Annotated in this window: 13 protein-coding genes; 11 read left to right on the top strand and 2 right to left on the bottom strand. The window is 50.2% G+C overall.

Annotation, left to right across the window (positions count from 1 at the left end):
• Positions 1-190: 190 nt before the first annotated feature.
• Complete coding sequence (locus AACU55_RS20440; protein WP_134706000.1) at positions 191-1,129, bottom strand: LysR family transcriptional regulator; 939 nt, start codon at positions 1,127-1,129, stop codon at positions 191-193.
• Positions 1,130-1,254: 125 nt separating this feature from the next.
• Between AACU55_RS20440 and AACU55_RS20435 the strand changes: the two genes are divergently transcribed.
• A complete protein-coding gene (locus AACU55_RS20435; RefSeq protein WP_134705999.1) occupies positions 1,255-2,247 on the top strand; it encodes an aldo/keto reductase in 993 nt (330 codons plus the stop codon).
• A 4-nt stretch (positions 2,248-2,251) separates the two neighbouring features.
• Here AACU55_RS20435 and rsmC read toward each other — a convergent pair whose 3' ends face one another.
• Complete coding sequence (gene rsmC, locus AACU55_RS20430; protein WP_037033500.1) at positions 2,252-3,298, bottom strand: 16S rRNA (guanine(1207)-N(2))-methyltransferase RsmC; 1,047 nt, start codon at positions 3,296-3,298, stop codon at positions 2,252-2,254.
• A 139-nt stretch (positions 3,299-3,437) separates the two neighbouring features.
• Here rsmC and AACU55_RS20425 point away from each other — a divergent pair, with 139 nt between their 5' ends.
• From AACU55_RS20425 to AACU55_RS20380, 10 genes are all read left to right on the top strand, one after another.
• Positions 3,438-3,851: a DNA polymerase III subunit psi gene (locus AACU55_RS20425; protein WP_013577112.1), complete on the top strand. Its 414-nt coding sequence runs from the start codon at positions 3,438-3,440 to the stop codon at positions 3,849-3,851.
• Positions 3,820-4,263 (top strand): ribosomal protein S18-alanine N-acetyltransferase, encoded by a 444-nt coding sequence (rimI, locus tag AACU55_RS20420; protein WP_013577111.1) that lies wholly within the window; start codon positions 3,820-3,822, stop codon positions 4,261-4,263. The genes AACU55_RS20425 and rimI overlap by 32 nt, the downstream gene beginning before the upstream one ends.
• A gap of 231 nt (positions 4,264-4,494) precedes the next feature.
• Positions 4,495-4,818 carry a helix-turn-helix domain-containing protein gene (locus tag AACU55_RS20415; protein WP_013577110.1) on the top strand — a complete coding sequence of 108 codons (324 nt, stop codon included), beginning with the start codon at positions 4,495-4,497 and terminating at the stop codon, positions 4,816-4,818.
• A 2-nt stretch (positions 4,819-4,820) separates the two neighbouring features.
• The gene (locus AACU55_RS20410) at positions 4,821-6,080 is read left to right on the top strand and encodes a type II toxin-antitoxin system HipA family toxin (protein WP_134705998.1); all 1,260 of its coding nucleotides are present in this window, start codon (positions 4,821-4,823) and stop codon (positions 6,078-6,080) included.
• Between the two features lie 164 nt (positions 6,081-6,244).
• Entirely contained in the window at positions 6,245-7,834 is a 1,590-nt protein-coding gene (prfC, locus tag AACU55_RS20405; RefSeq protein ID WP_013577108.1) for a peptide chain release factor 3, read from the top strand.
• A 412-nt stretch (positions 7,835-8,246) separates the two neighbouring features.
• Positions 8,247-10,802, top strand: a complete 2,556-nt coding sequence (locus AACU55_RS20400) for a PKD domain-containing protein (protein ID WP_134705997.1) — start codon at positions 8,247-8,249, stop codon at positions 10,800-10,802.
• Positions 10,803-11,225: 423 nt separating this feature from the next.
• A complete protein-coding gene (osmY, locus tag AACU55_RS20395; RefSeq protein WP_013577106.1) occupies positions 11,226-11,819 on the top strand; it encodes a molecular chaperone OsmY in 594 nt (197 codons plus the stop codon).
• A gap of 319 nt (positions 11,820-12,138) precedes the next feature.
• Positions 12,139-12,300, top strand: coding sequence for a DUF1328 domain-containing protein (locus AACU55_RS20390; RefSeq protein ID WP_013577105.1), 162 nt, complete (start codon positions 12,139-12,141; stop codon positions 12,298-12,300).
• A gap of 273 nt (positions 12,301-12,573) precedes the next feature.
• Complete coding sequence (locus AACU55_RS20385; protein WP_369794760.1) at positions 12,574-13,746, top strand: patatin-like phospholipase family protein; 1,173 nt, start codon at positions 12,574-12,576, stop codon at positions 13,744-13,746.
• A complete protein-coding gene (locus tag AACU55_RS20380; RefSeq protein ID WP_134705995.1) occupies positions 13,743-14,528 on the top strand; it encodes a TatD family hydrolase in 786 nt (261 codons plus the stop codon). The genes AACU55_RS20385 and AACU55_RS20380 overlap by 4 nt, the downstream gene beginning before the upstream one ends.
• Positions 14,529-14,707 lie beyond the last annotated feature (179 nt).

The following is a 14,707-nucleotide window of genomic DNA, read 5'->3' as shown; positions in this document are numbered from 1 at the left end:
CAATTGATTACTGTGTTGATGCATTCATCGGAATGTCATCAGCAAGTAACACAACCACGGGGGCGAATTCTAGAGATTTTCCCACAGGCGTCAATAGTTATTTCCCCCATTTCGGACGTTTGATGTAAAAAACAGCATATTCGTGGTGAATGGTTCAATGTCTCAGAACGTCGTCAGGTTAATCGATGGTTTAATCAACGATTTTTCCCATACTGAGGTTCTTACACACCGGGTCATCAGGGCTGGAAAACAGCGCGATCAGCCAGTCCAGCAGCACGCGGATCCTCGGTGCCAGGAAGCGGCCGGGCGGATACATAATGTACAGCGGCATTGGCGGCGGAAGATGCTGATGCAGTACTTCCACCAGTTCGCCCTGTGCCAGTTCCTGCGTCATCGCCAGTTCCGAGGCCTGAATCAGCCCAAAACCCGCTTTTGCGGCGGCGACGTACGCGTCGGCGCCGCTGACGGTCAGTGTGCTGGCGAGTTGTCGCTTTTCGATCTTTCCGTCAGTCACGAATTCCAGATGTGAATCTGCCCGCTGATGGGCAAAAAAATAGCCCACGGCGTGATGTGCGGTGAGATCTTCCGGTGTCTGCGGCGTACCAAATTTGGCTAAATATTCCGGCGATGCGCAGGTGATTTGTTTCAGGTCTGTCAGATGGCGCGACTGCAGATTGTCATCTTCCGAAGGCCACGCACGCACCACGCAATCCACCCCCTGATCGAGCAGATTGATGGCGTTGTCATTGGCGCTGACACTCAGGGTTATCTTCGGATAGCGCTGGTAAAACGTCGGCAGCGCGGGGATCACCATCACGCGCGCCAGAGAATGCGGCATGTCGATGCGGACAATGCCAGCGGGCTGGTTTTTGTGATGCGCAAACAGGGCGTCAGATTCTTCCAGCGCTGAGATCAATTGCAGGCAGCGTTGATAATAGATTTTGCCTTCATCGGTGATTTTGACCTGCCGTGTCGTGCGCAGAAACAAGCGGACACCCAGTCGCTGTTCCAGACGTTTCAGGGTCGTACTGACCGTGGCGCGTGGCACATTAAGATCTTCCGCAGCCCGGCTGAAACTCTCCAGTTCGGCAATGCGGATGAAGATTTTCATCGCCTGAATTTGATCCATACTGTTCTCAATGATTGTTTGCGATTTATGAACAGTGTTGCACGTTTTCGCTGATTTATCTTTCCTGAAAGAACAACCAAACTTTATCCCGTTACTTCTCCTCTCTGTGTCATAAGGAAAATCCGATGAAACAACGTCAGCTGGGTAAAAAGGGTCCGATGGTGTCAGCGCTGGGGCTGGGTTGCATGGGCATGAGCGACTTCTATACCACCGGTCTGGATGATAAAGAATCGATGGCAACGCTGGAGCGTGCGCTGGAACTGGGCGTCACGATGCTGGATACCGCCGACATGTATGGCCCGCATACCAATGAAGAACTTCTGGGGCGTTTCCTGAAAGGGCGTCGCAATCAGGTTTTTTTAGCCACCAAATTCGGTATTGTGCGTGATCCGTCCCATCCGCAGGTGCGGGGTACAAACGGCCATCCGGACTATGTCCGCAAATCGGTAGAAGGCAGCCTGAAGCGTCTGGGGACCGACGTTATCGACCTCTATTATCAGCACCGTCCGGATCCGACGGTGCCGGTCGAAGAAACCATCGGCGCGCTCTCCGATCTGGTGCGGGAAGGCAAGATCCGTTATATCGGGCTGAGCGAAGTGCCTGTGAGTATTCTGGAACGGGCGCATAAAGTGCATCCGGTCACCGCGCTGCAAACCGAATATTCGCTCTGGTCACGTGATGTGGAAGCCGATATTTTACCGGCGTGTGAGCGTCTGGGGATTGGTTTTGTGCCTTACAGCCCGCTGGGTCGGGGTTTTCTGACCGGACAAATCCGTTCAGTGGACGATCTGGATTTGGATGATTACCGCCGCGACAGCCCGCGTTTTCAGGGGGACAACTTCGCGAAAAATCTGCAACTGGCGGAGAAAATCAGTGAACTGGCGCAGGATAAAGGGGTGAAACCCTCGCAGCTGGCGCTGGCGTGGGTATTATCGCAAAGCGATAACATAGTGCCGATCCCTGGCACAAAACATCGTCATTATCTTGAGGAAAACATCGCCGCGCTTGATGTCTCCCTGAGTGAAGCCGAAATCGCGGCGATCGAAGCAGTGTTTCCTTTCCGCGTGGCAGCGGGTGATCGCTACAACGCGGAACTGATGCGTTTCCTCAACGTCTGACTGATTAACGTTTTTTCTTTTTCAGATCGCGCGGCGGACGTCCACGTACGGCCCGGTACACTTTGAAGCGGCCGTTTTGTGCCAGCACTTCGTGGCTGCCAAAGGCGTCATCAAGCAGGGCGGCATAAGGCAGGAAGGCGTTCGCCACAATGCGCAGTTCGCCGCCGATGTTCAGATGGCTTACCGCACCACGGATCAATTGCTCCGCCGCTGTCAGACTGGTTTGCAGACCTTCATGGAATGGCGGGTTGGAGATGATCATATCGAAACGCCCGGCAATGTCGGAATAGACATTGCTGGCAATGACTTCGCCCGGCAGATCGTTTGCCGCCAGTGTGGCGCGGCTGGCTTCGATAGCGGCCGCACTCACATCACTTAGCGTGATTTTCATCTTCGGCGAGTACATGGCCAGTACCGAGGCCAGTACCCCGGCACCACAGGCAACATCCAGCACTTTACCTTTAACCGGCTCTTCGAAACTGTTGATCAGCAACAGGCTTCCGCTGTCCAGACCTTCACGGCTGAATACACCCGGCAGGGTTTTTATGGTCACTTCTTCGACCATGTACTGATCCCACCAGCCGTCAGCATCAAACTCAGGCTGCTTTTCCAGACGGCCATGGTACAAACCGCAACGACGTGCACTGTCGACTTTACTCAGTTCGCACAGGCCTTCCAGCGTGGTTTCCGCGCTGCGAACGCCACTGCGGTTTTCACCGATGACAAACACATCAATGCCGACCGGTAAGTGTGACAGTAAGTTGAACAGCTGGAATTTCGCTTCCAGTTTGCTCTTTGGCCAGTAATAGACGAGCACATCACACGGCGTGATGAATTCAGCATCAGCAACTAAGCCAAACTGAACGTTATCTCCCAGCGCTTTGCTGAGCATCTGCCAGTGGTGATACATATTGGTGTGGACGCGAACTTCTTCGGCGTCAATTTCAGCTGGCAGGCTGTCTTGTAAGTCACCGGCGAACAGGACGCGGCGGCCTTCAAATTCTTCGCTATGGCGCAGTATGACTTCACTGGCCGGAGTTAATGCAGACATCAGGGTGAGGCTCCTCAGGAATGAACGCGGGATTATATACTCTTCGTCTCTGATTGAGTAATCGAGCTTTATTGGCGCATGTTCGATGTGTTTGCTAGCATAGCCGGGCTTTTCGCACTTCAACCGGCAGGGATCAGGCATGGCATCCAGACGAGATACATTATTACAACAGCTGGGCATTACCCAGTGGACGCTGCGCCGGCCTGCTGTATTACAAGGCGAAGTGGCAGTCAGTCTGCCCGCGGGAACTAAATTGCTGATTGTCGCCGCCGTTCCGCCAGCAGAAGATGATCCACTGGTCAGCGATGTTTTGCGCAGCCTGACGCTAAAAGAATCAGAAGTTTACCGCCTGACGCCTGAACAGGTCACTATGTTACCTGAAGATACCCGCTGCAATATCTGGCGACTGGGAGTAAGCGAACCACTGACTCTCACTGGCCCGCAGCTCTCCACTCCGGCCCTGGCCGAACTCTATCAAGACGCCGGCGCCAAACGCGCGCTCTGGCAGCAGATCTGTGAAAATGAACAACATTTCTATCCTGACGCCCGCTGATCTTCCCCGTGCATTCGCCATCGAACAAGCCAGTCATGCCTTTCCGTGGACTGAAAATACGCTTGCCAGCAATCAGGGCGAACGCTATCTGAATCTCAAAATCATGCAGGGCGAAGTGATGGCTGGTTTTGCGATCACTCAAATCGTTCTCGACGAAGCCACACTGTTTAATATCGCTATCGATCCGGCTTTTCAGCGTCAGGGCTTAGGCCGTACGTTGCTGGAAGAAGTGATACAACAACTTGAACAGAAAGATGTTTTTACATTATGGCTTGAAGTTCGTGCCTCCAACGCCAAAGCGATCGCGCTCTATGAAAGCCTCGGTTTTAATGAACTTTCCATTCGCCGTAATTACTATCCCGCCGCACAAGGCCGCGAAGATGCCATCATGATGGCGCTGCCGCTGGGGTGATACTGTAACAACATCTCATTTACTGTAATTTATACTATTTACAGCCAATTAGTTGTATTCCGCCAAAATTACAATTAAAAAGGTGTGATTCATTATATTTACAGTTAAAGAGTTGTAATTAGAATTATTTACAGCAAATTAAATGTAAATTTTAATTATTACAATTAATATGCTGTTAAATGACCCGAAAAACAGCTATTTTGTTGTAAGTAGTCTGTCAGGAGATAGCTAATGAGAACTCTCAATGAATTGCCGACCTTATTAAAACAAAGACGCAGGCAGTTAGGGCTGAGCCAACAAGATATGCGTATGAGAACGGGTATGACTCAGCAGCAATATCAGAAAATTGAAGCGGGTGCGGATCCCCGTCTTTCAACGTTACTGAGGATCCTGGAAGGCATGGAGCTGGAACTCATGCTGGTGCCGCGTCAGCGTGTACAAGAGATTAAAGAGCTGCTTGATTCGACAATTAGTAACGGTAACCGCCCATCTGAGCCGGAGCCAGAGAGTCTTAACAATGATTGGGATGACATCTTAAGTGATTTAAAGGAGTAAACATGGAGAAGCTGGTGGAGTCAGTCGAGGCTTTAGCACTGTATCTTGATGAGCAGTGTGTAGGGGTTTTAGCACATTATGCGGGCAGCCGAAATATCCTATCTTTTGCCCCAGAGTATCTTGAACTACCCATCAGTCAGCGTCCCGTTTTTACATTGACGCAAAAAGTGCGGGCAGAATATCTCAATAAGCCGCTTATCAGTTTTCACAAGCTTCCCCCGGTTCTTTCAAATTTGTTGTCAGAAGGCGCATTGCGGGAATGGATGGCGTTGACGTTGAAAGTCCATCATGACGATGAGTTCCCATTACTGGCCTATGCCGGTAATAACCTGCCCGGTGGGATAACCGCCGTGCCACTTAAGGGGGGCGAAATACCTGGCTGGGCGCTGACATCTCGTGGCGACAAACTGGAAGCCGTTCAAATTGATGTTTCGCATAGCCCCGACAAATTTTCTCTGGCAGGTGTTCAGATGAAGTTCTCTGCATTACGACAAGATGGCCGTTTCAACGTGAGTACGGCTGTCGGGGGAGACAGTTGGATTATCAAAACTCCGTCAACGGCACATCGTGCAGTGCCTGAGAATGAATTTAGTGCGATGAAATTAGCGCAGGTAATCGGTGTCAATATCCCTGAGATTAAGCTTGTCGAGCTCCGAAATTTGGTCAATTTACCTGATATCCCTTTACCTGATGAGCCTTATGCTTACGCGATTCGTCGCTTTGACCGCACGGACGAAGGGCGCGTGCATACAGAGGATTTTGCACAGATTTTTCAGGTTTATGCGCGGAATAAATATAAGGGCTATAGCTACGACGATATTGGTCGTGCTCTTTATAGAGTCGGTGCAGGAGGAATCATCGATATTCAGCAGATGGCGCGCCGGATGTTGGCGAACATTTTAGTGGCGAATGGGGATGCCCATCTAAAAAACTGGACGGTGATCTACCCCAATCGAGTGGACGCTGTCCTTTCACCTGCCTATGACATTGTTTCTACCAAACCCTACGTTAAGAGGGAAGATGGTGTGGCTTTGAATATGGCAAAAGAAAAACGATGGAGTGTGATTAATATGCAGACCTTCAAGCGCTGGGCTGAAAGAATTGGTGTACCATGGTCTGCCGTTGAAGTGCATCTTGATGAAGCCATTGAAATTGCGCGTAAATGCTGGCCAGATTTGCTTACGGAGTTACCGATGCTTGAAGAACATAAAATAGTTCTGCAAGAACACTGGGCCGCACTTTCAACCGACTTCCGTTTCTAAAGCGCTCTCTTAGTCACACCACACAAAAAAACCATTGATTGCCCATCCCGTCTAAATCAGTGAAAATAGCCGGCTATAACTTTTATTACCGCTTTGCCTGACGTCACCTTCTGACGTGATGTGAATCCTATGCAGGGCGGACCAACCGCAGAAACGTGAAAAACATGTCTCCAAGTGAATACGCCCTTGAAGTGGCTAAGCGCCGCACATTTGCCATCATCTCTCACCCCGATGCCGGTAAAACGACCATTACCGAAAAGGTTCTGTTATTCGGACAGGCCATTCAAACAGCCGGCACTGTAAAAGGCCGTGGCTCCAGCCATCACGCCAAATCCGACTGGATGGAAATGGAAAAACAACGTGGTATTTCCATCACCACGTCCGTGATGCAGTTCCCGTACAAACAGTGTCTGGTTAACCTGCTCGATACCCCGGGGCACGAAGACTTCTCCGAAGATACCTACCGTACCCTGACTGCCGTTGACTGCTGTCTGATGGTTATCGACGCCGCAAAAGGTGTCGAGGATCGTACCCGTAAGCTGATGGAAGTGACCCGTCTGCGCGATACGCCGATCCTGACTTTTATGAACAAACTCGACCGCGATATCCGCGATCCGATGGAAGTAATGGACGAAGTGGAGCGCGAGCTGAAGATCGCTTGTTCTCCGATTACCTGGCCGATCGGCTGCGGTAAATTGTTCAAAGGGGTTTACCACCTTTATAAAGACGAAGTGTATCTGTATCAGACCGGTAAAGGTCACACCATCCAGGAAGTTCGCGTGGTCAAAGGCCTGAACAATCCGGAGCTGGATGTTGCCGTCGGCGAAGATCTGGCTGCGCAACTTCGTGACGAACTGGAACTGGTGCAGGGTGCATCACATGAATTCGATCACGAAGCTTTCCTGCAAGGTGAGCTGACGCCGGTATTCTTCGGTACCGCGCTCGGTAACTTTGGTGTCGACCATATGCTTGATGGTCTGGTGGACTGGGCTCCTGCGCCGATGCCACGTAAAACTGACCTGCGCGAAGTGAAAGCTGATGATGAGAAATTCACAGGTTTCGTGTTTAAAATTCAGGCCAACATGGACCCGAAACACCGTGACCGCGTGGCGTTTATGCGTGTGGTATCCGGCAAATATGAAAAAGGCATGAAGCTGCGTCAGGTGCGTACGGGTAAAGACGTCGTGATTTCCGATGCCCTGACCTTTATGGCTGGTGACCGTTCACACGTTGAAGAAGCCTATCCGGGCGACATCATCGGTCTGCACAACCACGGCACGATTCAGATTGGCGACACCTTTACTCAGGGTGAGAACATGAAGTTCACCGGCATTCCTAACTTTGCCCCTGAACTGTTCCGCCGTATCCGCCTGCGTGACCCGCTGAAACAGAAACAGTTGCTGAAAGGGCTGGTACAGCTTTCAGAAGAAGGCGCGGTACAGGTCTTCCGCCCAATCGCCAACAACGATTTGATTGTCGGAGCGGTCGGCGTGCTGCAGTTTGAAGTGGTCGTGGCGCGTCTGAAAAGCGAATACAACGTGGAAGCGATTTACGAATCGGTGAATGTCTCGACCGCCCGCTGGGTGGAGTGTAGCGACGTGAAGAAATTCGAAGAATTTAAACGCAAGAACGAAACCAACCTCGCACTGGATGGCGGCGATAACTTAGCATATATCGCACCCACTATGGTGAACCTGAATCTGGCTTCAGAACGTTATCCTGAAGTGAAATTCCGTAAAACACGCGAACATTAATTCATTCCTGTTTCTGAAAAGGCGACTTTGATGTCGCCTTTTTTATTGTTTCTTAATTTTGTATTAATAAAACATATATTAATTTATTTTGTTAAGACAGAGTATTTATTATATATTTGTATGCCTTTTAATGAAAAATATACCTGACTTATTAAATAATCTTAATTTTAATTATTAGTGCGATTAGTTATGTTTAGATGAGTCCATTCCTTAATAGATATGCCATTATGTGCGGTGAATAAATTACCTCATATTTATTTAATATGTTTTGGGGGTAATTAATATTTTTTGTTTATGAAATAGTAACAAAAGTCTTAATTTCACAGGAATTACAATAGGTTTTCTCGCGAAACATATATGTATTCTATGAATATCCCGCCATGGCAATGATATATATATAAGGAATGTAGTTATGAGAATGAATAAAATCACACAGATGCTCTGTGTTGCCGGTTTGACGATGGCTTCAGCCAGCGCTTTTGCCCTTGAAGCCTGGAACGGACAGGAAGGGGGTGACACCTTTGAAGTCATCTTTGACGGCAGTGTTTACTCAAATGCCTGGTGGGTCGGTGCGACAAACTGCCCGGGCACAGCGGAACAAGATCAAGGTGCCAACCCTTGGCGTAAGGTGCGCGACGCATCTGCGACTGAAATGAGCCAATATGGCAACCCGACCGTTTGTGAGATTGCCGGTGACGGCACGCAGAATAATTATGTCGATTATGACAGCAGCCGTGATTATTTAGCCGGTGATATTGTTCTGGCAAATGGCATGACATACAAAACGTCTAAACCAACGCCTGCTCACAGTTTCGCACCAGCAGAAAATAACCCGTGGGTAGTGTATGCACCGACACCGGTCTGGAGCAGCAGTGCAACCTATAATCAGGGTGATAAAGTTCAGAAAGACGGAGTTATGTATGAAGCTCTGTTTTACACCATTAATAATGATCCGTCGCTGACGGCTAATCAGAACCCGGACGGAAATAATGGCCATCCGTGGAAACCTTTAGGTCCGGTTCAAACCTACTCTCAGGATCAAATTGATAACGCGCCAACGTTGAATATCGATACCTTATATCCTGCTAATTCATTAGTGAAATATAACGGCAAAAACTATCAGTCTTCTGTAATAGTTCAGAAAGTTAAACCTGACGATGTTTCACCGTGGGCTGTATATATGGACTGGAGCGGCACGAAAGAGCGCGTGGGTACGCCGAAAAATCCGTGGCCTGCTCAGTTCTATGCGCCTTATGTCGATTTCACCTTAAATATGCAGCCTGACCTTGTCGGTCTGGCGAAAAACCAGAACGTTAACCACTTCACCATGGCCTTTATGGTCGCTAAAGATGCTAACACCTGTGTACCGACGTGGGGCACCGCTTACAGCGTTACCAACTACGCGCAATACAGCAAAATCAAAGCATTGCGTGAAGCAGGTGGCGATATCATGGTGTCGATCGGCGGCGCGAACAATGCGCCTCTGGCCGCAGCCTGTAATAACGTGAATGATCTGCAACAGCATTATTATGACATTGTCGAAAACCTGAACCTGCAGGTGCTTGACTTCGATATCGAAGGAAACTGGCTGGCTGATAAAGAATCTATTCAGCGCCGCAATGCCGCCGTCAAATTAGTACAGGATCGCTGGGCTGCCGAAGGCCGTCACATCGGTGTCTGGTATACCCTGCCTGTTCTGCCAACCGGTTTAACCCATGAAGGGATGGAAGTGTTGCAGGATGCCAAAGATCAGGGCGTCGTGCTGACCGGGATTAACGTGATGGCGATGGATTACGGCAACGTGCAATGTCAGTCAGCCAATACTGAAGGTCAGAATATTCACGGTAAATGTGCCACTTCTGCCATCGATAATCTGTTCACTCAGGTGAAAGGTTTATACCCTGAGAAGAGCGCCGCACAGGTTTACGCCATGCTGGGGACAACGCCGATGATTGGCTATAACGATGTGCAGGGAGAAGTGTTCTATCTTTCCGATGCGCGTCTGGTTTATCAGCAGGCAAAAGATTATGGCCTGGGTATGATCGGTGCGTGGTCTGTGGCGCGTGATCAGCCGGGTATTTCAGGGCAAGTTTCTGCGGAACACAGTGGTATGACGCCGGAACAGGCTCCGATGTACGCTTACAGCGAAATCTTTGCGCCAATCACCAGCGGTTCACCGGCACCGGTAGAAACCAATACGCCGCCGGTCGCTAATGCCGGTATTGCTCAGCAGGTTAATGGAACCGCTGTTATCACGCTTGACGGTTCAGCCAGCACCGATAAAGAAGGCGACACCCTGACGTATCAGTGGAAGCAAGTTTCCGGGCCAGCAGTGACGCTGCAAAACAGCAACGCGGCAAAAGCGACATTCAGCGTGGCGCAGCCGGTGACCAATGCGGTGTATACCTTCTCGCTGACCGTGAGTGACGGCGAAGGCAGCACCACAGCGCAAACCAGCGTGAATGTGATTGATGCGTCTAAGCCTGTTGCACCGTCCGTTACCCTTGAATCCACGTATACCGTGACTTCAGGTGAATCGCTGACGCTGACAGCAAAAGTGACAGATCCGGATACGCAGGCTGCTGATTTACATTATCAGTGGACTAATCCGGCTGGATTGCCAGTCGCACCGGCTCAGGGGGCAGCATCCAACACTGAAGTGATCAATGCACCACAAGTGACAGTTGATACGCGCTTTACTGTTGACGTGACCGTGACCGATAACACCCGTTTAACCGATACTGCAACGACCACGATTCTGGTAAAAGCCAAAACAGCGGCAGCGGATTATGAGTATGTTTATCCGCAAAGTAGTGAGAAATACGTCGCGGGAACCCGGGTATTAGGCAGTGATGGTGGCATCTATCAATGTAAGCCTTTCCCATACTCCGGTTGGTGTAGTCAGGCGGCCTGGGCGTATGCTCCTGCGACCGGCACTAACTGGCAGGATGCGTGGGATAAACAGTAATTTCACCACCGAAGACTGATTTCTAACGCAATAATTTTCCAATGGCTCCTGTAAAGGGAGCCATTTTTTTATCTGATATCCTTCCGGATCTTAGGCTTTGTTATCAATATGCCGATATTTTGCGCAAATTTTGGCGTAAACCTTCGGACTTGTCTGCATTAGAGGCCATATTCGACGATCTCCCTACTAATCTGAACATTCTTGACTATATTAAATGTGTGTTCAGGACAGGATGGCTTAAAGCACTGCTTTAAAGTCACTCAATAGAGAGTTATGTCGGATGGCGATTAAAAGCCAGAATAAAACGATGTACTCTGCTACAACGGAAGTAAAAACAGCAGCAATACAATTTGTTATAAGGCGTCACCAAGAATGTGGCGTGCAGAGTCGCAACAAGGCTCATAAACCAAAAGGAAGAAATCGATGAAAAATTCTAAATTTGCCTATTCAATGATGGCCGTAGTTCTGGGTACCGCACTGATGAGCGGTAGCGCTCTGGCAGCAACGACGACTACAGATAGCGCAGGTGCAAAAATCGATAGTTCCATGAAGAAAGTTGATAACTACATGGGCGACAGCGCTATCACAGCAAAAGTGAAAAGTGCTCTGGTAGATGATAAAGCCATTAAAAGTAGCGATATTTCCGTCACGACGAATTCCGGTGTTGTTACGCTGAGTGGTTTTGTCGGTTCGCAGGCTGAAGCCGAGCAGGCTGTTGCTGCGGCAACCAAAGTTGAAGGTGTTAAATCCGTCAGCGACAAACTGCATACCAAAGATAGCAAAGATCAAAGCGTTAAAGCCTATGCCGGTGACAGCGCGACCACGGCTTCTGTAAAAGCCAAATTGCTGGCGGATGACATTGTCCCGTCACGTAACGTGAAAGTCGAAACGACCGACGGCGTGGTACAGCTCTCAGGCGCAGTGAAAGATCAGGCACAGTCTGACCGTGCTGAAAGCGTTGCGAAAACCGTTGATGGCGTGAAAAGCGTCAAAAATGACCTGAAAGTCGCACCATAACGATCACGTGCTCTGTCTGTAGTACGAAGCGCCTTCCCACGGGCAGGGCGCTTCATTTTTTGAATAACACATAATTACATTTACGTTGCCCGCTGAAGATTTGTGTTGGACGAGATTTGCCTGCTGTCAGAAAAATATTGTGTCGGAAACGCTAAGACTTTCATTTTTCGACTACCTTTATTAGGTAAGCATTTTTTTGTTACCGGCATGCTGTCGGTTGATAAAGCGTCATAAGGCAAATGTTTCACAATGAGTCCGGCCCGAAGCGGGGCACAACCTTTTAAAATGGCAAAGTGAAAATAGGGTAAAGGAGAAGCTTATGTTTCGTTGGGGCATTATTTTTCTAATCATCGCGTTGATCGCGGCGGCTCTCGGTTTCGGTGGTTTGGCGGGTACAGCGGCCTGGGCTGCAAAAATCGTCTTCGTAGTCGGTATCATTCTGTTTCTTGTCAGCCTGTTTACCGGTCGTAAACGACTCTGACCGCATCATTCCAGTGATGCCAAAATGTGTTAATTAATGACATCGCCCCCTTCACTGAAGGGGGCGATTCTTTTATGTGTACAATCTGGCCGTTAACAGGACGTAACGATTTTGTCGCCCGATTTTGGCAAGAAATCTACGCAAAGCAGGAAGACGAGGTATGCTCTGAAATGAAGGCCAACTGAGTGGGGCCATTTGCGTGAGGACGATGCGTTGGGATACAGAATACCTGTCACGCTGGGGAATATAGAACCGCTGGCGTACAAACCCTATATGCCGGGGAAGATTGCCCTGGTGTGCGAAGGCGGCGGGCAGAGAGGCATTTTTACGGCAGGCGTGCTGGATGAGTTTCAGCGCGCGCGTTTCAATCCCTTTGATTTATATCTGGGCACCTCTGCGGGTGCACAAAATCTCTCTGCTTTCGTCTGCGGGCAGCCCGGCTATGCCAGAAGGGTGATCACCCGCTACACCACCAGCCCTGACTTTTTCAACCCGCTGCGTTTTGTGCGCGGCGGACATCTTATCGATCTCGACTGGCTGGTTGAAGAAACGGCCAAAAACATGCCGCTGGCGATGGACAGTGCTGAAAAGCTTTTGATCGACGGCCGGGAATTCCTGATGTGTGCCTGTCGCAGTGATGATTATGCGGCCAATTATTTCTCGCCGACGCGGGAAAACTGGCTACCCGTGATCAAAGCCTCAAGTGCTATTCCGGGCTTTTACCGCATGGGTGTGGATCTGGATGGTGTCAGCTATCAGGACGGAGGCATCAGTGACGCGATCCCGGTTGAAGAAGCGTACCGCCGTGGCGCGGATACCATTGTGGTCATCCGTACCGTGCCTTCGGCGATGTTCTATACACCGCAATGGATGAAGCGCATGGAGCAATGGCTGAGTGAAAGCAGCCTGCAACAACTGGTGCGCATGATGCAGCACCACGAAGAAAGTTATCACCGCATTCAGCAATTTATTGAGAATCCGCCGGACGATGTGCGTATTTTCGAAATCTTCCCGCCAAAACCGCTGGCCAGCCACGCGCTTGGCAGTCGTCTGCCTGCGCTTAATCAGGATTACCATCTTGGCCGTCGCTGCGGACGGTACTTCCTTTCTGCTGCGGCACACTGGCTGTTACCGCGTGAAAACGAGCGCCCTCATCCGCAAATCGAACCACGGATATTCCGCCAGCCAAAACAGGTTATCGTGCCGCAGGATGAACCGGAAAATGTGATCCCGCTGGCTGCTTCGGTCAGTACGGTTGAGCAAATCATTCTGGATCCAGCCGTGTTGACGGATATGGTCGCCGACGGCGGTATGGTGCGTCCGGCAGCCTTTAAAGACAACGTGGTCAGTGCGCCGCAACCGCAGCACGCATCCTCAGACATGCCGCCACCGGAAAGTCCGGCGTCATCAGAAAATTATCCGTCCAGTGAGGGCGAAAATCTGTGAGTTTCACCTTCGTCGATACGCATTGTCATTTCGATTTTCCGCCGTTTACCGGCGCGGAAACGGAAAGCCTGCGCCTCGCCGCAGAAGCTGGCGTAGGGCAGATTATTGTTCCGGCGGTCACGTCTGACCGTTTCAGCGGCATTCTCACACTGGCCGAAAAATTCCCGCAATTGCACGCCGCGCTGGGCTTGCATCCGCTTTATATCGCCGAACATAAAGACAGTTGTCTGGATTTACTGGATTCACTGCTCAGCCAGCAGGATCCACGCCTGGTGGCCGTCGGGGAAATCGGCCTGGATTTATACATGGAAGCGCCGAAGTTTGAGCAACAACAGCGGTTGCTGAAAGCGCAGTTCGCGCTGGCAAAGCGTGAGATGTTGCCGGTGATCCTGCACTCCCGTCGCAGCCACGATCAGCTGGCGGCGCTGCTGCGTCAGGCAAAACTGCCGGCAACCGGGGTAGTGCACGGATTTGCAGGCAGTCTTTCTCAGGCGCAGGCGTTTATCAAACTGGGTTTTGCGATAGGCGTGGGTGGCACTATCAGCTACGAACGCGCGCAGAAAACCCGTCATGTGATGGCAGAATTACCGCTTTCGTCATTGTTGCTGGAAACCGATGCGCCGGATATGCCGTTGCAGGGGTTTCAGGGGCAGCCTAATCGCCCGGAACGGGCGGCAACCGTGTTCGACATTCTGTGCAGCCTGCGCAGTGAAACGCCGGAACAGATTGCTCTTGCACTGCTCGACAATACCCGCCGCATCTTTAATCTCCCTTCCCGGTAAACCGTCGAAATTTTAATTTTGTGATTTAAATAACATTCACCCTGACGTATAGAAACCTTTCCAGAAAGGGTTTCTGGCTTATTGCAATTTCATTTCTCTTTAAAATGTTATTATTATAACATTGCTCGTAAGATCGCCGGTTGGTGATCGTGGTGTGGCCACCCGAACTCCGTTTGTCA

It is taken from the genome of Rahnella sp. CJA17(1/100), assembly GCF_963881615.1.
Taxonomy (GTDB): domain Bacteria; phylum Pseudomonadota; class Gammaproteobacteria; order Enterobacterales; family Enterobacteriaceae; genus Rahnella; species Rahnella aceris.
The sequence above is the reverse complement of the archived record's forward strand: the minus strand, read 5'-3'. Positions and strand labels throughout refer to the sequence as shown.